This is a genomic window from Phycisphaeraceae bacterium (genome assembly GCA_019636675.1).
Classification (GTDB): Bacteria; Planctomycetota; Phycisphaerae; order Phycisphaerales; family UBA1924; genus JAHBXC01.
Genome location: JAHBXC010000001.1, coordinates 1,302,624 through 1,322,787, shown reverse-complemented (window position 1 = coordinate 1,322,787; position 20,164 = coordinate 1,302,624). Strand labels below are relative to the sequence as shown.

At 68.3% G+C, this 20,164-nt stretch carries 18 protein-coding genes; 8 read left to right on the top strand and 10 right to left on the bottom strand.

The window, feature by feature from the left end; all coding sequences use genetic code 11:
• Window positions 1-263: 263 nt before the first annotated feature.
• The gene (locus tag KF684_05705; GenBank protein ID MBX3352410.1) at window positions 264-1,277 is read right to left on the bottom strand and encodes an IS110 family transposase; all 1,014 of its coding nucleotides are present in this window, start codon (window positions 1,275-1,277) and stop codon (window positions 264-266) included.
• Window positions 1,278-1,565: 288 nt separating this feature from the next.
• On the opposite strand from KF684_05705, the gene KF684_05700 reads away from it, so the two are divergent.
• Window positions 1,566-2,171, top strand: a complete 606-nt coding sequence (locus tag KF684_05700) for a hypothetical protein (protein ID MBX3352409.1) — start codon at window positions 1,566-1,568, stop codon at window positions 2,169-2,171.
• Between the two features lie 584 nt (window positions 2,172-2,755).
• Here KF684_05700 and KF684_05695 read toward each other — a convergent pair.
• The 6 genes from KF684_05695 to arfB all read right to left on the bottom strand — a co-directional run bounded on the left by KF684_05695 (window position 2,756) and on the right by arfB (window position 7,798).
• On the bottom strand, window positions 2,756-3,583 hold the full coding sequence (locus tag KF684_05695) for a hypothetical protein (GenBank protein ID MBX3352408.1): 828 nt from the start codon (window positions 3,581-3,583) through the stop codon (window positions 2,756-2,758).
• 113 nt (window positions 3,584-3,696) lie between these two features.
• Window positions 3,697-5,337 (bottom strand): chaperonin GroEL, encoded by a 1,641-nt coding sequence (gene groL, locus KF684_05690; GenBank protein MBX3352407.1) that lies wholly within the window; start codon window positions 5,335-5,337, stop codon window positions 3,697-3,699.
• Between the two features lie 105 nt (window positions 5,338-5,442).
• On the bottom strand, window positions 5,443-5,670 hold the full coding sequence (locus tag KF684_05685; GenBank protein MBX3352406.1) for a hypothetical protein: 228 nt from the start codon (window positions 5,668-5,670) through the stop codon (window positions 5,443-5,445).
• Window positions 5,671-5,685: 15 nt separating this feature from the next.
• A complete protein-coding gene (locus KF684_05680) occupies window positions 5,686-6,030 on the bottom strand; it encodes a co-chaperone GroES (GenBank protein MBX3352405.1) in 345 nt (114 codons plus the stop codon).
• 98 nt (window positions 6,031-6,128) lie between these two features.
• A complete protein-coding gene (locus KF684_05675) occupies window positions 6,129-6,860 on the bottom strand; it encodes a response regulator (GenBank protein ID MBX3352404.1) in 732 nt (243 codons plus the stop codon).
• 461 nt (window positions 6,861-7,321) lie between these two features.
• Window positions 7,322-7,798 carry an aminoacyl-tRNA hydrolase gene (gene arfB, locus KF684_05670; GenBank protein ID MBX3352403.1) on the bottom strand — a complete coding sequence of 159 codons (477 nt, stop codon included), beginning with the start codon at window positions 7,796-7,798 and terminating at the stop codon, window positions 7,322-7,324.
• Window positions 7,799-7,854: 56 nt separating this feature from the next.
• Between arfB and KF684_05665 the strand changes: the two genes are divergently transcribed.
• A complete protein-coding gene (locus KF684_05665; GenBank protein MBX3352402.1) occupies window positions 7,855-8,709 on the top strand; it encodes a hypothetical protein in 855 nt (284 codons plus the stop codon).
• A gap of 95 nt (window positions 8,710-8,804) precedes the next feature.
• Here the strand turns inward: KF684_05665 and mgtE are convergent, their stop codons facing one another.
• Window positions 8,805-10,352: a magnesium transporter gene (gene mgtE / locus KF684_05660; protein ID MBX3352401.1), complete on the bottom strand. Its 1,548-nt coding sequence runs from the start codon at window positions 10,350-10,352 to the stop codon at window positions 8,805-8,807.
• A 332-nt stretch (window positions 10,353-10,684) separates the two neighbouring features.
• On the opposite strand from mgtE, the gene KF684_05655 reads away from it, so the two are divergent.
• A complete protein-coding gene (locus tag KF684_05655; protein ID MBX3352400.1) occupies window positions 10,685-11,371 on the top strand; it encodes a hypothetical protein in 687 nt (228 codons plus the stop codon).
• 211 nt (window positions 11,372-11,582) lie between these two features.
• Here the strand turns inward: KF684_05655 and KF684_05650 are convergent, their stop codons facing one another.
• Window positions 11,583-13,037: an adenylosuccinate lyase gene (locus KF684_05650; GenBank protein ID MBX3352399.1), complete on the bottom strand. Its 1,455-nt coding sequence runs from the start codon at window positions 13,035-13,037 to the stop codon at window positions 11,583-11,585.
• A 116-nt stretch (window positions 13,038-13,153) separates the two neighbouring features.
• Here KF684_05650 and KF684_05645 point away from each other — a divergent pair, with 116 nt between their 5' ends.
• Together KF684_05645 and KF684_05640 are read left to right on the top strand one after the other, a co-directional pair.
• Window positions 13,154-13,978, top strand: coding sequence for a sigma-70 family RNA polymerase sigma factor (locus KF684_05645; protein MBX3352398.1), 825 nt, complete (start codon window positions 13,154-13,156; stop codon window positions 13,976-13,978).
• Window positions 13,975-15,174 carry a hypothetical protein gene (locus tag KF684_05640; protein ID MBX3352397.1) on the top strand — a complete coding sequence of 400 codons (1,200 nt, stop codon included), beginning with the start codon at window positions 13,975-13,977 and terminating at the stop codon, window positions 15,172-15,174. Before KF684_05645 ends, KF684_05640 begins: the two co-directional genes overlap by 4 nt.
• Here KF684_05640 and KF684_05635 read toward each other — a convergent pair.
• Window positions 15,113-15,541, bottom strand: coding sequence for a hypothetical protein (locus KF684_05635; GenBank protein MBX3352396.1), 429 nt, complete (start codon window positions 15,539-15,541; stop codon window positions 15,113-15,115). The genes KF684_05640 and KF684_05635 overlap by 62 nt on opposite strands.
• A gap of 213 nt (window positions 15,542-15,754) precedes the next feature.
• Between KF684_05635 and KF684_05630 the strand changes: the two genes are divergently transcribed.
• From KF684_05630 to lpxD, 3 genes are all read left to right on the top strand, one after another.
• Window positions 15,755-18,202, top strand: coding sequence for a BamA/TamA family outer membrane protein (locus KF684_05630; protein ID MBX3352395.1), 2,448 nt, complete (start codon window positions 15,755-15,757; stop codon window positions 18,200-18,202).
• 168 nt (window positions 18,203-18,370) lie between these two features.
• Window positions 18,371-19,003, top strand: a complete 633-nt coding sequence (locus KF684_05625) for an OmpH family outer membrane protein (GenBank protein ID MBX3352394.1) — start codon at window positions 18,371-18,373, stop codon at window positions 19,001-19,003.
• A gap of 18 nt (window positions 19,004-19,021) precedes the next feature.
• Window positions 19,022-20,164 carry a UDP-3-O-(3-hydroxymyristoyl)glucosamine N-acyltransferase gene (gene lpxD, locus KF684_05620; GenBank protein ID MBX3352393.1) on the top strand — a complete coding sequence of 381 codons (1,143 nt, stop codon included), beginning with the start codon at window positions 19,022-19,024 and terminating at the stop codon, window positions 20,162-20,164.

Here is a 20,164-nt window from a genome sequence, read left to right as displayed (position 1 = left end):
AAGCCCGAAGATCGGGTAGCCCTCATCTATGAAAGCCCGTTGCGTGTCAAGGGGAGATCGCGTCGCCGGGGCCCATTCATCTATCCGAGCGTCGGGCGTGAGCCCTTGCCCATGGTGGCGCTTCCGAGCGGCGTGCGCGGCTGCCCTATCACCCGACGAGCGTCTGGCCCAGAGGGCTCTCGAGCTCGCCGCGCACAGCGCGGGCCCGGCGTGCGATGTCCGTTGTCGGTCGGGTCGTTGCGTCGCGGGTTCTTCCTGGGGCGTCAGGTCATGGTGGGCTCCTGCATCTGGTGGTGGAGCCAGCGCACGAAGCGGTTGGCCACGGCGGCGGCGATCACGCAGGGGTGCTTGCCCGCCCGACGCAGACGCGCGGCCAGGGATCCCCAGCGTTGGTCGCAGCGGACGAGCCGATGGCCCAGCTCGATGAGCGTGGAGCGCAGCGTCGGGTCGCCGGCGCGGATCAGGCCCGAGTCGGCCACGCGATCGCCGCTGGAGGCGTTGCGCGGGCACAGGCTGCAGAACCGCGCGAGCTGCTTGCCGCTGCGGAATCGGTCGAAGCGTCCGACATGGGCGCGCAGCACCCACGCGGTGACCGGGCCCACGCCGGGCATCTCACGCAGGCGACGCACGACCGGGTCGTTGTGGGTGCGCCCCTCCAACGCGTGCTCGACACGCGTCAGCCGCTGAGTGAAGAAGGCGATCTGAGCAAGACACTCGTCGAGCACCAGACGCGACGCGTCGTCCAGGTCCAGCGTGTCGACCCACGCCAGCCAGGCGCGGGACCAGGGACGCGTCCGCACGCCCGCGGGTCGCCGGCGCAGGTCGCGGAGCAACGCGCGCAGACGGAGCCTCGCGGCGCGTCGCTGATCGATCAGGGTCTGACGCAGCCCCACGAGCCGACGCAGCTCGCGGATCGGGGCGGGCGCGAGCCAGACACGCGGGAGCCAGCCCACGCGGGTGAGCTCGGCGAGCACGCGTGCGTCGGCCATGTCGCTCTTGTCGGGGCTCTGCTTCATGCGTGCGACATAGCCCGGGTGCGCCAGGGCCACGCTCCAGCCGGCGTGCTCGACGAGCTCGTCGGCCAGGTCGGCTGCGCCGCAGCAGGCCTCGATGGCCACGCCGGCCACCGCCCCGCGTCCCGAGACGGCCTCGACCACCTCACGCCAGTGGTTGCCGCAGGGCCGGTTGTACAGGGCGCGGCCGGCGGCGTCGACCACGCACACACGGATGAACGACTGGTGATAGTCCAGTCCCACATACACTGAGGTCTTCTCCATGTCCGTTGCTCCTTTCGGTGAGTCGTTGTCACACAGGGACGGTGTACACCGCCCCACGACTCGGGAGCAACGGGCTTTCATGCCATCACCCCGGCCCTCTCCCATCTCGCTGCGCGAGACAGGAGAGGGAGCAGACAGAGCCGCGGGCGGCGGCACGCGCGCCGCGGCGACCACGGTTCAGCAGAAGACCAACCCATCCCCCTTTGAACACTCCCGCCAGACATCGCCGAAGAGAATGTGGTGCCCGCGAGTCCGATTTCGCCCGACCGCAACCGCAGGAGTCTCCCCATGCTTGGCGCACCGCAGATCCCCGCCGTTTCCCCCGACACCGGAGCGCTCGTTTCACTCGGGGATCTCTGGCTCCCGATCCTCCTGGCGACGGCGGCGGTCTTCTTTCTGTCGATGCTCGCGTGGACGGTCGCGCCGCACCACAAGGGGGAGGCCCGCCGCCTGGGCAACGAGGCCGATGTGCTCGCCGCCCTGCGCCGGCTGGGCGTCGCCCCGGGGATGTACTTCTTCCCGTTCTGCGAGGGGAAGGACATGAAGACCGACGAGGGCAAGCAGCGCATGAAGGAAGGCCCGTGGGGACGCCTGCAGGTGTACCCCAAGGCGCCGGGCATGGGCGCGTCGCTGCTCGGCTCGTTCGTGCTGTACCTCGTCGTGTCGTTCGCGCTCGGATGCCTGGGCATCCCCACGCTGCCCCGCGGCGCCGAGTTCGCGGTGGTCTTCCACACGATGGCCATCGCCGGCGTGCTCGCGTACACCGCCGCCGTCATCCCCCAGATCATCTGGTTCGGGCGCTCCTGGTCGATGTTCGTGGCGCACCTCGTCGACGGGCTGATCTACGGGCTCGCGACCGCGGCGATCTTCGCGTGGCTCTGGCCCGGCGCATAACAGAGCCGCGGGCGGCAGCACGCGGTCCGCAGTTCACTTCTTTCATCAGAAGACCACTCCCAACCTGCGCCGCGCGCGGATGCGACGAGAGGGAGCCCTCACCCCAGCCCTCTCCCATCTCGCGTCCGGGGGCCGCGAGACAGGAGAGGGAGCAGACAGAGCCGCGGGCGGCAGCACGCGGTCCGCAGCGACCTCGCTTCATCAGAAGACCAATCACAACCAGCCCGCGACCGGGCGGACGACGGGTACTGTGTTTCCATCAACGAGCACGGGAGGAGGGGGAGCCCGGGTCAGGAATGCCCCGGGGCACCGAGAAAGAATCATGAATCACCGGTGCCCCGGGGCATCCGCGCAGCGGTGACCCGGGCGGCGGAGACGCACCTAGCAAAGGAGGCCCGGGAGGGAGAGAACACGGGTCAGGAATGACACTCACCGGGGAGCGGCAGAACATACCCGTTCACGCTTTCTAGAGACTGGAACGGAATCAGCCAAATAAGGTTCGGCTCGCGCCAAGGCCGCGAGCATTGTCCCCGATACAGGATGCCAAACTGATCAATAGCAGCAACAGATTGTCTCAGCAGGGATTACTCCGATGGGACAAATGGCAAGAGCTTCGGCTGGACATCCTTAAACAACACCCTGCCAGAGCCTGGCGAATGGTCAATGCCGAGAACGGGATCAACAAACCGAATGTACAGGCCTTCATGATCGCGCATGATCATAATCGCAGCATTCGTGTCGCGAAATAAAATTTTCTCGACTATAATCTCGCCCTCCGGAAGACTCGTGAGAAAGCCCTTGTTTCGAATGCCCTGTATTTCCGACATTGCGACGCTCTGGCCGAGCATTGCGGCAATGATCCGCCCGAATATCATTACGAGCAGCATTGCCACCACCACTCTGGCTGTAGTCAAAGCACCTTCCCCGAGATCATTGCGGAAGCGAGTAGCCCACTCTTTCCCTGGCGGCTTCCATGAATCGGAATCAACTGCGCGCCAGAGCAGCGGCAGTAGGCAAAAGGTGGCAGGAAGGATTCCAACCTTGAAGGCAAGATACAGTTTTCCCCACCAAAAAACACTATCGCCAAACAGTATCCACATTGACGCTATGTGGGCATAGCACACGAACCCAACGACGAGAAGAAGGCCAAAATACAGCGCATTCCAAACCGGCTGCGAGGCCTTTGTGGCGATACTAAGAAGCACAAATAGCGCTATCGCGAGGATCAGATAGAAGACAATGCCGCTTGCATTCATTAGGAGTTGAGTTGCGGTTGGGTCAAACCAGCGCAATTCAACGCCATAGATTGACAAATAGCCGCGGGTGTATCTTGCGGAAAGATCGTAGCCAAAAATTGAGATAACAGCCAGAATTGCGGCCGGAGCGATCCATTCCTCTATGCGCGTTCTCAAATGCCGCCTCCTGCTTCCCCGCCGAAAGAATCCCCCGCCACCCATCTCAGGGCCGCGGGGGTCACGAATGTATCAGATTCCCGTTTCCGGGCAAAGCGTCCGTTCAGGACCGCTCAATAGTCGTAATCGTCCATCCCCGCCCCAGCCCCCGCCGGCGCCTTGTCCTTCTTCTCCTTGATCTCCGCGATGATCGCGTCGGTCGTCAGGAGGAGGGCGGACACGCTGGCGGCGTTCTGGAGGGCGACGCGCTCGACCTTGGTCGGGACGATGACGCCCATCGCCACCAGGTCGCCGTATTCCTGCGTGGCGGCGTTGAAGCCGAAGTTGGTGGCGGTGTTCTCTTCGACCTTGCTCAGGACGAGCGAGCCGTCGAGGCCGGTGTTGGACGCGATCTGGCGGATGGGGGCCGCCACGGCGCGATAGATGATGTCGATGCCGACGCGCTCGTCGCCCTTGGCCTTCTTCTTGAGGGCCTCGAGCACGCGGCGGGCGCGGATCGGGGAGACGCCGCCGCCGGGCAGGATGCCCTCTTCGACAGCGGCGCGGCAGGCGTGGAGGGCGTCCTCGACGCGCGCCTTCTTCTCCTTCATCTCGACCTCGGTAGCGGCGCCGACATTGATCTGCGCCACGCCGCCCGACAACTTCGCGAGACGCTCCTGCATCTTCTCGCGGTCGTAGTCGGACGAGGTGTCCTCGATCTGGGCCTTGAGGAGTTCGATGCGCCCCTTGATGTCGGCGGGCTTGCCGGCGCCCTCGATGATCGTGGTGTTGTCCTTGGTGACGACGATCTTCTTGGCGCGCCCGAGGTCAGACAGGTCGATCTTCTCGATGTCGACGCCGAGTTCCTCCATGATGGGCTTGGCGCCGGTGAGGATGGCGATGTCCTCGAGCATGGCCTTGCGACGATCGCCGAAGCCGGGCGCCTTGACGGCGGCGACCTTGAGCACGCCGCGGAGTTTGTTCACGACGAGCGTGGCGAGCGCCTCGGACTCGACATCCTCGGCGACCAGGAGCAGGGCGCGCCCGGACTCGGCGATCTTGCTGAGGATGGGGATGAGATCCTTGGCGCTGCTGACCTTCTTCTCGTGGATGAGGACATAGGCGTCTTCGAGGATGCACTCCATCGTCGCCGGGGCGGTGACGAAGTGGGGCGAGAGGTAGCCCTTGTCGAACTGCATGCCTTCGAGGAGCTCGACCTCGGTCTCGAGGGACTTGCCCTCTTCGACGGTGATCACGCCGTCCTTGCCGACCTTGTCCATGGCGTCGGCGATGATCTTGCCGATCTGCTCGTCCTGGTTGGCGGAGCACATGCCGACCTGGGCGATCTCCTTGGAGGAGGAGATCTTCTTGGACATGTTCTTGAGTTCGGCGACGATGGCGGCGACGGCCATCTCGACGCCGCGCCGGACCTCGTTGGCGTTGGCGCCGGCGGTGATGTTCTTGAGTCCTTCCTGGAAGATGGACTCGGCGTAGATGGTGGCGGTGGTGGTGCCGTCGCCGGCGTCCTTGGAGGCCTTGGAGGCGACCTCTTTGACCATCTGGGCGCCCATGTTCTCGTAGGGGTCTTCGAGTTCGATCTCCTTGGCGACGGTGACGCCGTCCTTGGTGACGGTGGGGGCGCCGAAGGACTTCTCGAGGACGACGACGCGTCCGGAGGGTCCGAGGGTGACCTTGACTGCGCGGGCGAGTTTCTGGACGCCGCGGAGGATGCGGTCGCGTGCGTCGTTCTCGAAGACGATGTGTTTGGCTGCCATGTTCTGTGTTCTCTGCGTGAGTGAGTGTTTGTTGAGGTGGGTGGGTCTGAGGCCCGGGTCACCGCTGCGCGGATGCCCCGGGGCGCCGGTCCGGAATCCGGGGGCTTAGCCGATCTTGATCCAGGCGACGCGTTCGGCGTCGAGGATGTAGACGGCGCGTCCGTCGGTGACCTTGACGAGGTGGTCCTGCTCGTCGGGGATGAGCATCGCGTTCTTGACTTTGAGGAAACACCCGACGCCGGAAAGGTCGGCGTGGACATGCGCGAAGCAGACCGAAAGGTCTCGCTCGCCGTTGAGTTCGTGGAGCGCGATGCGGAGTTGGTCGGTGTTCATCGTGATCCCGGCGGGTTAGTCGATGATGCCGAGGATCTCGGACTCTTCCATGATGAGCATGTCGACGCCGTCGAGTTTGACCTCGGTGCCGGCGTAGGAGGAGAAGAGGACCTTGTCGCCGGGCTTGACGGTGAGGGGGATGCGCTCGCCGGTGTCGTGGTTGAGGGCGCCGTCGCCGACGGACTGGACGGTGCCGGTCTTGGGCTTGTCCTTGGCGGTCTCGGGGAGGTAGAGGCCGCTGTCGGTCTTGGTCTGCGCCTCGTCGCGGAGGATGAGGACGCGCGGGCCGAGGGGGCGGAGCGACGCGTTGGAAGACTTCTTGTTGGTGGAGGACGGCTTGGGCTTGGTGGCGGTGGCCATGGGACTCTTTCTCCGAAACTGCGTTGCTCAGGGCGAGCGTTGTGAATGGTTATGAACGATGCCGCGTGTGAGGCGGCGGGGGACCTTGAGTGCGCGTGTCAGTTGTTTGGGGGGCCGGAGCCGGTGGCGGCGTCGGGGTTGCAGCCGGGCGGGTCGTTGGCGCTGCCCCCGGCGCCGGCGCCCCCGGCGCCCCCGGGGCACTCGGGCCATTGGTTGTGGTAGTAGCGCGAGACGAGGCGCTGGAGGACGCGGAGCATCTGCTCGGCGTCGGCGGCGGAGCCGTGGACGACGGCGTAGGCGCCGTGGCGGAGTGCGTAGTGAAGTTCGCGCATGTACTCGCGCGCCGAGCGGTCTCGCGTGACGACGACGATGGGCGGGGGCGCCTCGAGCCGGCGCAGGACCTCGAGCAGGCGCTCGCCGCCCTCTTCGGTGAGGGCGGGATCGGGGGACGCGCCGTTGGGCGTGGGCTTGTGGGGGTTGTCGAGGGGGAGGCGCAGGTCGACGACGGCGGCGTGGACCGGGACGGAGCGGAGGACCTGGGCGGCCTCGGCGCCGGAGTTGGCGCGGAAGGAGCGGACGCCCATGGGCTCGAGGAGGCGCGGGAGGGCGTCGGCCCAGGAGGACTCGCGCCAGCCGCCGTAGGTCAGAAGGAGGTTGAGCCGGCGATCGCCCGACGCGGGAGGGGTGGGGGGCGAGGCCGGGGCTGCGGGCTGGCTCGCGGGCTGGCCGGGGGTCGGGGCGCGACGGATGGTCCAGCGGACGACGAGGCGTCCCCGACGGGGGGCGCCGCCTTGGTCCGAGGGGCCGGGATTGTGCGCGCTATACGACACCGTGCGTGGTGTTGTGCAACCCTTGCGCCGGTCGGGGGAGGTAGAGAAAGGGGCTTGGACCCCTGAACCGCCGCCCTCAGCGGGGTTTGTGCGGCGCCCGGTTGCCGCGGCGCGTCGGGGAGGCGAGAGCGAGGCGCCAAAGTGGCAGTCGGGCGGGAGAAGGGAGCAGGGAGTGGGGAATGGGGAGCAGAAGGAGACAGGAGGAGACAGGAGGGTGGCGTGGTACGGCGAAGCCGTGCCACGAGCTCTGCCAGCGGTGAACGAATCGCACCTCCCCGCCTCCTCGCCCCGCTTGCGGGGAGAGGACGGCGAGCGCAGCGAGCCAGGTAAGGGGTGCGTCTCGGAAGGCACGAGTCATGAGGCACGAGGCACAAGGGAAGATCGCGCGGTCGAGCGCACCGCGCAGTTCGAAACCCCTCACCCCGGCCCTCTCCCCTCGGGGGAGAGGGGGCCAGACCCCCTCACCACTCTTTGGGCTTCTGCCTTCTCGACTTCTTCTCGCCCGCTTCCTTCTTGGCCTGCAGGCGGCGCTGCTTGGAGCCCTTGGTCGGCTTGGTCTTCACGCGAGGTCGCGGCGGGGTGACGGCGCGCACCAGCATCTCGCGCAGGCGGGCCAGGCACTCGGCCTTGTTCTGCTGCTGGGAGCGGTGCTCGTCGGAGACGAGGATCAGTTCGTCCTCGAGGGTCAGTCGCGAGCCGGCGAGTGTGCGAAGGCGGTTCTTCGCCGGTTCGGTGATGGGCAGGTCGGCGAGGGAGACGCGCAGTTCGCAGGCGGTGAGGCGTTTGTTGACATTCTGGCCGCCCGGGCCGCGGCTGGTGGTGAAGGAGACGCGCAGGATCGATTCGGGCGCGTGGACGCGCGGCGCCAGTTCGACGCCGGTGGGTTCCGGGGGTGGCTGTCCTGGGTCGCGCCGGGATGAAGGGTCGCTGGCGTTCATCGCGTCTGGCGGGTCGGGCGTGTACGCTCCCGGCTCACCTTCTCCTGGAGTTCTCGATGCCCACGATACGGCCCGTCGTTCTGGTGTGCGCCCTGCTCGGCTCGGGCGTCGCGTGCGCGCAGCAGCAGGCCGCTCCCCCGGTTCCCCCGGTTCCCCCGGCGCCCCCGGCGCCCCCTGCCACCACGGAACTGACGGACGACGCGCTGTGGGCGCCCGGTCGCTGGACGCTGCAACTCGAGCCCTCGGTGTGGTGGGCGGCGATGGGCGGGGACATCCGCGTGGGGAACGGCGGGACGAAGCTGGAGTTCAAGGACTTCGACGGCGACGCGGACGATCCGAACGCCGCGTTCTCGCTGCGCGCGATGTATCGCAAGGACAAGTGGACGGTCATGGTCGACGGGTTTTCGTTGTCGTTTGACGAGGGCGACCCCGGCGCCGGCAACGGCGCGCTGGACTTCTCGCTGTGGTCGGTCGACGCGAGCGTGGGGTACACGGCGTGGGAGCGATCCCGACGCCGGTACGACCAGGGCGTCGGGACCGACACCGGCGCCGCGGTGCGCGTGATCCCCTACGCCGGGCTGCGCATGATCCGCCCGGACCTCAAGACCGATTCGGCCGGCGGCAGCGCGAGCGAGTCGGAACTGTTCCTGCACCCGATGGTGGGCGTGCGCCTGGAGATCGAGGTGAGCGATCGCTTCTCGTTCGACACCGGCTTCGACGCCGGCGGGCTCGACCTGCTGGGCGAGGACGCGATCACGATGGATTGGACCGTGGGCCTGCGCTTCCACCCGGTGGAGCGCGTCGCGATCCAGATCGGCTTCCGCCAGATGTTCATGAATCTCGAGAGCGACGACCTCGAGATCGACGGCTCGCTCGGCGGCCTGATGCTCGGGGTGATGATCCGCTTTTGAGATGGCATGAGGCAAGAGGCACAAGGCACAAGGGCAGAAAGAAACTCGTCTCTGAATCTCCCCTTGTGCCTTGTGCCTCTTGCCTCATGCCATCTTCACCCCACTAACCAATCCTGCATCACGAACGCCAACCCCAGGAAGGTGAGGAAGCTGAGGGAGTCGGTGAGCATCGTGAGGAAGATGGTGCTCGCGGTCGCCGGGTCGAAGCCGAGCCGGCGCATGACGATGGGGATCGACGCGCCGGCGGCGCAACCCACGGTCAGCGCGCCGGTCATCGCGACCCACGCGACCAGCCCGAACTTGTAGTTGACGCCCCACAGCCCGAGCCAACCAAGGATCGCGGCGCCCGTGAACACCAGCATCCCGTTGAGGAAGCCCGAGACCGTGCCGACGGCGGTCTCGCGCAGCAGCAGGGGGAGAGAGCGCCCCTTCTTGACCTCGCCCAGCACGATGCCGCGGAGCGTGACCGCGAGCGACTGCTGCCCGGCGTTGCCCGACTGGTTGGCGATGACGGGCATGAAGACCGCCAGGATCGCGAACTGCGCGATCAGCCCCTCGAAGTTCAGCACCACGATCGCCGCGACGGTCGAGGTGAACAGGTTGACGATGAGCCAGGGCGAGCGACCTCGCAGCTTGCGCGGCACGCTGCTGCTCGCGCTCTCGCCCACGCCCACGCCGACCTGCTTCTGCGCGTCTTCGGTGGCTTCCGCCTCGACGATGTCGAGCACGTCGTCGATGGTGACGGCGCCGAGCAGACGGTTGTCCTGATCGATGACGGGCAGGGTGAGGTGGTCGTACTTGGCGAACTCGCGCGCGACATCCTCGCGGTCGGTCTCGGGCCGGATCGCGTCGACCTCATGCTCCATCAGGTCTTCGATGCGGTGCGCCGGGTCGGCCAGCAGCATGTGGCGCAGCGAGATGTACCCGATCAGCCGGTGCTGCGCGTCGAGGCAATAGATGTCCTCAGCGCTGATGTCCTCGTCGCGAAACACCGGGTCGTTGCGCAGGAACTCGATCGCCTTCGCGACCGTCAGCCCGGGGGGCAGCGCGATCACGTCGGTGCTCATCAGCCCGCCCGCGGTCTCGGGCGCGTACTGCGCGAGCTTGCCCAGGTGCGCCGCCAGGTGGCGCGGCATCTGGAGCAGGATCTTCGCCGACTGGTCGCGCGGCATCGCCTGCAGCAGGTCCACCGCGTCGTCGGGGTCCATGAACCCCAGCAGCTCCGCCGCCTCGGGCGGGTCCAGATCCATCAGCACCGTCTTCGCCAGCGCCAGGTCCATGTGCGCCAGCGCGTCGGCGGCGGACTCCTCCTCCATCCGCCGGATGACCTCGGTGGATTCCTCGGAGTCCAGCTGCGAGAGCGATTCCGCCGCGTCCGCCGGCTCGACCTCTTCGAGCAGCGTCGCCAGCATGTCGGGCGTCGCGTCCTCGGAGTCGAGCATCTCCTCGATGCGCGTGTCGAGGTCGGTGGATTCGCCCGGCTCGTAGATCACGGTGCACGCGTCGGCGGTCTCGTCGGTGTCGGACTCTTCGGAAGGCGCGTCGTCGAGCGGCCCGCGCGCGCTGCCGCCGCCCCGCGTGTCCCGGGGGCCCCGGGGGTCGAGGTCGTCGCCTGGCCGGATGTCGTCCTCGCGCTCGGGCATCGCGGGATCATCGCGTGAAACGGTCGGGGAGTCCACCCGATGGACCGGTGCGGATCAAATCAGAGCGCGCGTGGTTCGTTGATCGTTGCTTCCGTGAGGTGCGGGGGGAGCGGGGAGAAAAGAGGAGAAAAAGTCAGAGATTGGAGAGCGAAGCCGGGAGGCGGGGTAGCCCTCACCCCAACCCTCTCCCATTCTGTTCGCTTCGCTCACAGAACAGGAGAGGGGGCCAGAGATTCTGCGCGGCGTGTCGGGCCGGGCACGTCGTTTCCGGATGTCTGGTGGCGCACCGATCGGCCGCGTGGGTCGTCGGGCGCCGCGGCAGGAGAATTCCCGTGAACCGTTGGTGCATTCGTGTCGGTTTGGCGTCGCTGGTGTCTGCGCTGGCCCCCTGTGCGCTGGCGGTGGTGGTGGCGCCGGGCGAGACGCGGGCGCTGCTGGGGACGAACCCGACCGCCTCGCCCTGGCTGGTGGCGCCCTCGCCCTTCTTCGTGCCGGGCGGGTTCTTTGTGCGCGGGCCCGACGGGGTGTCGGCGGTGTTCGCCGGGCAGTGGATCGTGAGCTTCAAGATCGCGCCGCCGCTGTCGCAGCCGATCCTGAACTACCGGCTGCAGACGACCTATGCCGAGGGAACCCGGCGCATCGTCGCGGTGGAGTTCACGGGCTACGCGCCCTTCGCGATCGAGACCGAGTTCCTGTCGGAAGCGACGAACAACAACGAGCCCAAGCGGGTGGTTCGCTCCGCCGACGGCGACACGCTGCGATTCGAGTTCGAAACGCCGATCTTCGCCGACCAGACCACGAAGTTCTTCTACGCGATGACCAACGCGACGCAGCACGCGAATGTCGGGACGATGCGCGTCATCCTCAACACCGGCGAGATTGGAATCGTGAACAACTTCCCTGTCCCCGTGATGCCGGCGGTCCAGGCGCCGTGCCCCGGCGACAACACCGGCGACGGCGTGATCAACTTCGCCGACCTGAGCAGCGTGCTGACGAACTTCGGCAACGCGTGCCCGTGAGCGGATCAGAGCCGCGGGCGGCAGCACGCGGGTCGCAGTGAACTTTGTTCATCAGAAGATCATTCCCGACTTGTGCTGATCACGGCCGGGGAAGAGAAGAGAAAGAGAGTGGGGGGAGGGAAGCCGGGAGGTTGGGCAGCCCTCACCCCAACCCTCTCCCATTCGGCTGCGCTCGACAGGAGAGGGGGCCGGAAGGGGAGGGAGCGAGAGATCAGACGCTCGGCTCTCGCGCGCCGCCGAGTTTGCCGGCGTAGCGCGCTCGCACGGGTTTCGCGACCTTCTCGAGGAAGCGGTCGACCTGCTCGGGCGCGAGCCCGACATATTGCACGGGGTTCATCGCGGCGTCGAGGTCGATGCCGGCGAGAAGGGGCTCGGCGCGCAGGCGGTCGAGGAGGTCATTGGCCTGGCCCTCGTTCTTCACGCGGTTTCCGGCGGCCTGGGCGTGCGTGCGGATCGCTTCGTGCACCTGCTGGCGGTCGCGCCCGTGCTTGTTGACCGCTTCCATCATGAGGTTTTCGGTGGCCATGAAGGGCAGTTCCGCCATGAGGTTGGCGTGGATGGTCGCTTCGTGGACATCGAAACCGGAGGCGATGTTGTGGAGCAGGTCGAGGGCGCCGTCGGTCGCGAGGAACGCTTCGGGCAGCGAGAGCCGGCGGTTGGCGGAGTCGTCGAGCGTGCGTTCGAGCCACTGGGTGGCGGCGGTGTCGTAGGCGTTGCTCGCGAGGTTGATGACGAAGCGCGAGAGCGCCGTGGCGCGCTCGGCGCGCATGGGGTTGCGCTTGTAGGGCATCGCGGACGAGCCGATCTGCGCCTCGCCGAAGGGCTCGTCGAGTTCCTTGCGGCTGGCCATGAGGCGGATGTCGTTGCAGGTCTTGTGGATGACGGAGGCGAGGTTGGCGAGTTCGGAGAGGGCGAAGGCGTCGACGACGCGTGGGTAGGTCTGGCCGCTGAGGAGGTAGGTGGCGTCCTCGTCGAAGCCGAGTTTTTTGGTGACGAGTGTTTCGAGGCGCGCGACCAGGATCGGGTCGTCGTTGAAGAGGGCGAGGTAGGAGGCCTGGGTGCCGGTGGCGCCGCGGAGGCCTCGGAGTTTGATGTCGTCGCGGGTGCGTTCGAGTCGTTCGAGGCAGAGGGAGAGGTCGTAGGCCCAGGTGGCGGCGCGTTTGCCCAGGGTGGTGGGCTGGGCGGGCTGGTAGTGGGTGAATGCAAGGAGCGGGAGGTCTTTCCAGCGCTGGGCGAAGGTGGAGAGTGCGTCGATGGCTCGCGCGGTTTTGATGCAGACGAGGTGGAGGGCGTCGCGGAGCTGGGGGAGCTCGGTGTTGCAGTTGATGTCCTGGGATGTGCAGCCCAGGTGGATGATGGCGCGTGCGTGGGGGGCCCGGTCGCCGTAGGCGTGGACGTGGGCCATCACGTCGTGGCGGAGTTTCTTCTCGTAGTCGGCGGCGTGTGCGAAGTCGGCGTCGGTGAGGTCGAGGGCGGCGCGGAGCTCGGCGATCTGGGTGTCGGTGATGGGGAGGCCGAGCTCCTTTTCGGATTCGGCGATCGCGAGCCAGAGGCGTCGCCAGGCGGAGAACTTGCGCCGGGGGGACCAGACCGCCTGCATCTCGGGGGAGGCGTTGCGCGACGCGAGGGGGGAGGTATAGATTGAATAGGGGTCGGCGTGGGGCATGGGCGTTGTCTCGACCTCCGGGGGTTTCGGACGCGTACAGGGCTGGTACGATCGGGGTTGGACCGTGATCGGACCGATGGTATCGCGTGGAGGAAGGCCCGTCGGCGGGCGAGTGCATGGCGCAGCGAGCAGACCGCAACACGAACCGTGGCGTTGAGCGCGACAAGAGCGTTCCCACCCCCGGGTCCGCCCCCACCCCGGGCCCCGGTGGTGACGGCGCGCGAGCCGAGCAGGACGCCGCGTCGGCGCGCCGGGCGGAGCTGGACGCGATCCTGATCGAGACCATCCGGAACGGGACGAGCGCCGGGGAGCGGCAGGCGGCGTGGACGGAACTGCTGGAGGCCCACGAAGACCGGATCTTCGCGACCTGTTTGAGGATGGTGCGGGACTACGAGACCGCGCGGGACCTGACGCAGGACTCGATGGTGAAGGTGATCCAGGGGCTGGACTCGTTCGACAACCGGGCCCGGTTCAGCACCTGGCTGACGCGTGTGTCGATGAACGTCTGCATCAGTTATATGAGGAAGCGCCGCCTGCGCCGGCACGCCTCGCTGGACGCCCCGATGGGGGGTTCGGAGGGCGGCGGGGGGCCTGGGGCGGGGGCGGGGCGGGGCGCGTCGTTTTCGGACGCGCTGGAATCGCCTGAGGAACACAACGCGCAGGAGCGCGTCGAACAGCGGGAGGACCGCGAGATGTTGCTGGCAGCCCTCGACCTGCTCGACCCCGACCATCGCGCGGTGCTCGTGCTCCGCGACGCGCAGGATCTTGACTACCAGCAGATCGGCGATGTCCTCGGAGTGCCTTTGGGCACGGTCAAGAGCCGCCTGTTCCGAGCGCGTGCGGCGCTCCGCGAAGCGATCGAGAAGCTCCAGTCGCAGACGACGGAGGGGCTCGAGCGCAGCGACGACGAGGGCAGGACGAGCGGGAGTGATGCGCCGTGACGGACAGACGATTCGACGAGAACGACCTGCTGGGCTGGATCGAGGGAGACCTTCCTTCGGACCGCGCCGATGCTCTGGAGCGCGCCATGCGCGAGGACGCCGGCCTGCGCCACACGCTGGACGCGATGCGCCGTGATCGTTCGATGCTGCGCGCCGAGTTCGTCGCGATCTGGCGCGAAGCCGGGGCGAAGGCCCCGCTTCGCACCGTGCAGGAGGCGATCGAGGCCGCCGAGCGCGAGGCGATCCTGACCGGCGGCGGCCGGGCGCGACGCGCTGGCGTGCTGGCCGTGATCGGTCGCAACCGCGGGCTGGCGATGGCCGCGTCGCTGGGGCTGATGATCACGGCGGGCGCACTCGTGTGGACGGCGACCGCGCCGTCGGCCGGGCCCGGCGCCGGGCGACAGATCGCCGGCAACGACGCGATGAGCATGACCGACGCGCTGTCGAGCCTGCTGGCGATCGAACCCGACCCGGTCTCCCCGGAGATCTCCGAGACCGCTGTCGCGTCGGGCCCGACGCCCGAGCAGATCGACGCGGCGATCGCGATCGCGCAGCGCGCTGAGGCCGACCGGGCGCGCACGCTGGCGAGCGTGCCTCGTTCGCAGTCGCCCTGGGCCGAACTCCAGTCGCAGAACCCCGTGCTGCCCTCGCGCCTGCAGGGCCCGCTGATGGCCTCGCGCTCGTTCTCGTCTGGCGCGCAGGCGACGCCGGCGTCGCTGGTGAGCTGGGAGCGCGACCTGATGACCCACGATCTCGGGGGGCGCGATCGCGCCTTTACGCGCGTGCACGCGGACGACATCCCCGAGGCGATGCCTGCGACCTACGACGACGCGGTCCGCCTCGCCGGGCTGAACCGCCTTGCCTTGCGCGTGGTGTCGGACGACCCGCGCGCGATCGAGCGCGAGTTGTTCACTCTGGCGGCGCTGCACGGCCTGCACATCGAGCTGACGAGCATGGGCGACGCCTGCGGCGTGGTCACCTATTCGGTGTCCCTGCCCTCCGGCCAGCCCGAGGATATGGAGCGCCTTGTCGAGGCGATCTGCGCCTGCGCAGGCGCGCCCGGCCCCGCGCGACGCACCTACTTCGATGTGACCTCGCTGCCCTCCAGGAGCGTGGGACGCTCCTCGGCGGGCGTCAACGCCGGGTCGACGCGCGTGAGCGTCCCGGTGCTGATCGAGCCGGCCGGCGTGCACTGACCATCTTGCGACCGGAGTGACGGACCGCGGCGGTCTCGTGCTCGACGAAGGAGCGCGAGGCGCGGGCGGTCGCGTCGTCCTCGCCCGCGATGTCGTAGGCGAGGACCGAGGTCTGCTCGTGCTCGCGAGGGAGCATCGCCGCTTCTCTGGCCGAGCGTGCCCGGGCGCGCCGGTCTGCCTCGAACGACACGATGGTCCCGACCGGGAGGATGAACAGCCCCAGAACGCTGAGGAGGATCCAGGTCTCGGTCGCGCGGACGCTGACCGGGTCGAGGATGGTCCAGAGGGTTGCGCCGCCCGCCACGACCGAGGCGGCGGCGATGAACTGCAGCGCGAGCCGTCGCGCCGCAAGGGGGGAATTCGACATCACGCGTCCTTGCCAGTCCCGCGCCAGAGGGCGCGTAGAGGGGGGAGAAGGGAGAAGTCTCTCTCGCTCCGCGGCGCGTCATGGCATCGCGGAAGGCCAAGCGTACACAAGGTCGTCCACGCTCCGCAAGGGAGGCGCCGGGGTTCTTCGCGCAAAGATCGCATGCCCGGGGAAGTTGTGGAGTCGGGGTGTCGCAAGTATCGTCCCCGACCTGTGAGCCGCCCGATCCGACGCCCGAGCCCCGCCCGTCACGCCGCGCCCCTCGCGGCGGTCGCGCTCGCGCTGTGCGCAGGCGGCGCGTCGTTCGCGCAGGTCGCGCCGACAGAGCCGGCCCGACCGGAGATCGCGCCGGAGAGCCCGTTCGAGTTCCGCCCGATCCGGCGCATCCGTGTGGAGGGGTTGGCGCGCGTCGACGAGCAACTGGTGCGCAACCAGATCCGACTGCGCGAAGGCCAGCCCTACAGCGACGCGACGGCGCGCGAGGATGTGCGCCGGCTGTTCCGGCTCGGGCAGTTCGCCAAGCTCGACGCCGAGGTCTTCCCCAACGAGGACGGGTCGGTCGACGTGGTGTATCGCGTGCGAGAAGCCCCGATCGTGCAGGACGTGCAGGTCGTGGGCAACCGGAGCATCCCGGACCGCGACCTCGCCGCCGCGGTGCGCATCGACCCGGGCGTGCCCATCGACGAGTACGAGCTCGGTCGCGCCGAACGCGCGATCGAAGAGGTCTATCGCCGGCGCGGGTACTTCCTAGTCGACGTCACGGTCGATCGCGAGGAACTCGAGCGCGAAGGGGTCGTGCTGTTCCGGATCCGCGAGGGCGGGCGCGTCCGCCTCACCGACATCCGCTTCGAGGGCAACGAGGCCTTCGCGCCGCGCGAGATCCGCACCGCGGTGCGATCTCGCGTGCGAGGGGTCTTCAGCCGCGGCCCGCTCGACAACGACGCGCTCGACGCCGACGTCGCGTCCATCATCCGCTACTACCGCGACCGGGGGTACCTCGACGTGCGCGCCGACCGGCGCATCACGCCCAGCCCGGACGGGCGCGAGGCCATCGTCACCTTCGTCATCGACGAGGGGCCCCTGTACTCCCTGCGCGATGTGATCCTGGCGACCGGCGATGTCCCCGAGGGGCAGACACCCAGCGTTTCGCGCGAGCAGGCGATCGGGCTGCTCGTCGTCAAGCCGGGCGATGTCTACTCCGCGCTGCGCATCACCCAGTCGATCACGAAGATTCGCGAGGCCTACTGGCAGCTCGGTCACCCGGATGTCGTCGTGAACTCGCAGGAGCTGCGCGTCCCGGGCGGGCGCCCCGAGGTTGATCTCCTCCTCACCATCCAGGAGGGGCCTCGCGTGCGCACCGGCGAGGTCATCATCCAGGGCAACAGCATCACCGACCAGCGGGTCATCCGGCGCGAGCTTCAGCAGGTCAACGTCCGGCCCGACAGGCCGATCGACCGCGGCGCGATCCAGACCGCCGAGCGCCGGCTCGGCTCGCTGCGTCTCTTCGATCCACTGGATCCGCCCACGGCGTACCTCCAGAACCCCGACCCGGCCCGCCCGGCCCATCGCGATCTCCTTATGGAGGTCCGCGAGACCGACACCGGCACGGTCACCTTCCTCGCCGCCGTCGGGTCCGACTCGGGCCTCATCGGCTCGGTCTCGATCGGGCAGCGCAACTTCGATATCTCGCGCACGCCCGATTCGCTCGACGAGCTCCTGTCCCGCCGCGCGTTCCGAGGGGGCGGGCAGGACTTCAACATCACCCTCGCGCCGGGCACGGATGTCCAGACCTACTCCATCAGTCTCACCGAGCCCTGGCTCTTCGACACCCCGCTCTCGCTGGGCGGGTCGCTCTTCCTGCGCGACCGGGTCTACGACGAGTACGACGAGAGCCGTTACGGCGGGCGCCTCCGGCTCGCGCGCCGCTTCGGGACGCTCTGGACCTCGGCGCTGACCTTCCGCGCCGAATCCATCGAACTCTCCGACATCAACCCAACCTCCCCGGTCGACTTCTTCGAGGTCGAGGGGCGCAACACGCTCACCGGGCTCGGGCTCAGTCTCACCCGGAGCACCATCCCCTTCGAAGAGCGGTTCACCCCCTCCCGAGGCACCTACCTCGAGCTTCGCGCCGAGCAGGTCGGCATCCTGGGGGGCGATTTCAACTTCACGAAACTCGAAGCCGAGCACACGCTCTATGTGCCCCTCAGCGAGGACTTCCTGGGCCGGCGCACCGTCCTCAGCGTCAACACCAAGGTCGGCTACATCGTCCAGGACGACGAAGCCCCGGTCTACGAGCGGTTCTACATGGGTGGCCGCAGCTTCCGCGGGTTCGAGTTCCGCACCGTCTCCCCTCGCAGCGTCCAGCAGAACGGCGACCCCTCCAGCGAGCCCGTGGGCGGCGAGTGGCTGTTCTTCTTCGGCCTCCAGCTCGAACAGCCCCTCTGGCAGAACATCCTGTCGGGCGTCATCTTCATGGACTCGGGCACCGTCGTGAACGACCCCGGCTTCGAGGACTACCGGGTCGCCATCGGCGCCGGCGTCCGCCTGCGCATCGCGGCGCTGTCCAACGCGCCGCTCGCCTTCGACTTCGGCATCCCCATCGTCAGCGAAGAGACCGACCAGCAGCGCACCTTCAGCTTCAGCATCGATCTGCCCTTCTGACGCCCGGTTTCCGCGATCAGGCAGCGTCCTGGCTCGCCCGCCCGGACCCCGGGGGCGGTATGATGCGTCCCACTCGCAGCCCGGCTCACCCGGGCCCCTGCCCGGGCGGCGTCGCGAGCCGGACCGCCCATCGCCGACGAACCAGACCCCCGAACACGAGGGACCCCGATGAACGCACCCAACGCCCGTCGCACCCTGTGGCCCGTCGCGATCTGCGTCGCGGCGCTCGCCCTGACCGCGCTCTCGTGGCGCGCGACGGCCAACGCCGTCCAGTCCGCCAAGCCGGTGACCATCGGGCTGATCAACATGGAGTCCGTCATGAACGGGCTCGCCGAGATCGAAGATCAGCAGAAGCGCATCGACGCGCTGATGGCGCAGCGCCGTCGCACGATCGACGAGATGTCCAGGCAGCTCACCGCCGCCCAGGAAGAGCTCAAGCTCCTCCCGGAGAACTCGTCGCAGCGCGTGTCCAAGAGCCGCGAGATCACCGAGATGAGCATCAAGCTGCGCGTCGAGGGCGAGGTCGCCGTCGGCTACATCGACGCCGAGAAGGGCGAGATCTACGCCAACCTGTTCCGCAAGATCGAGGACGCGAGCAGGCGGTTCGCCGAGCGCAACGGGTTCGACATCATCCTCAGCACCGACGCCTTCGCCGAGGTCCGCAACGGCACCGAGCAGCAGGTCAAGTCGTTCATCGTCTCTCGCCGCGTCATCCACGCGAGCAAGCAGATCGATGTCTCCGACCAGCTCCTCACCATGATGAACAACGAGTACCGCGCGAACGCGACATCCAGGCCCTGACCGAGCCGACCGCGACGAATGCAAGGCCACGCCGACGCAGAGACCGCCCACGCGACCCACGCGCCGACCATGCACCCCGGCGCGCACAACGGTGCTCCGCCCGTGAGCGGCGCTCGCCCGCCCGGCGCACGCGTCTGGACCACGAAGCAGCTCGCGGAGCTTCTGAAGGCCGAGCTGAGAGGCCCCGAAGACCTGCGCATCGAGCGTCTCGACGCGCTCGACCGCTCCGATGAGCGCACGCTGACCTTCGTGCGCGACGCCAAGCGCGCCGCGCAGTGGGCCGCCAGCCGCGCCGCCGCCGCGATCGTCACCCGGGGCGTCGACCTCGAGGCCGCGCCGGGCAAGGCGATCCTCGTCGTCGACGACGCCGACCGCGCGACCATCACCGTGCTCGAGATCCTCACGCCGCCCACGCACTTCCCGGGCGTCGGGTCGCACGCGCAGGCGTCGATCGACCCCAGCGCCGTCATCGACCCGACCGCCGCGATCGGGCCGTTCGTGACCATCGGCCCGCGCACCGTCGTGGGCCCTCGCGTCGTCCTGCACTCCGGCGTCACGCTGGGCGCCGACGTGCGCATCGGCGAGGACACCGAGCTGCGAGCCGGCGTCGTCGTCGAGGACCGCTGCGTCATCGGCGCACGCGTCCGGCTCCACGCCAACTCCGTTATCGGCGCCGATGGGTTCGGCTATCGCCCCAGCGCCGACGGGAAGTCACTCGCCAAGATCCCCCATGCCGGCAACGTCGAGATCCACGACGACGTCGAGATCGGCGCCAACACCAACATCGATCGCGGCAAGTTCGGCCCCACCGTCGTCGGCGCCGGCACCAAGATCGACAACCTCGTGCAGATCGGGCACAACTGCCTCGTCGGCCGGTCCGTCATCATCTGCGGCGTCGCCGCGATCGCCGGGTCCGTGCGCGTCGGCGACGGCGCCATCCTCGGGGGGGGCGTCCGCATCGCCGACAACCTCAGCATCGGCGCCGGCGCACGCATCGGGGCCGCCTCGGGGGTCATGGACGATGTCCCGCCCGGCCAGACCTGGGCCGGCTACCCGGCCAGGCCCATCGCCGAAGCCATGAAGGTCCTCGCCGGGATGTCGCGACTGCCCGAACTCATCAAGCAGGTGAAGCGACTCGAGCGCGAGGCGCGCGAACAATAA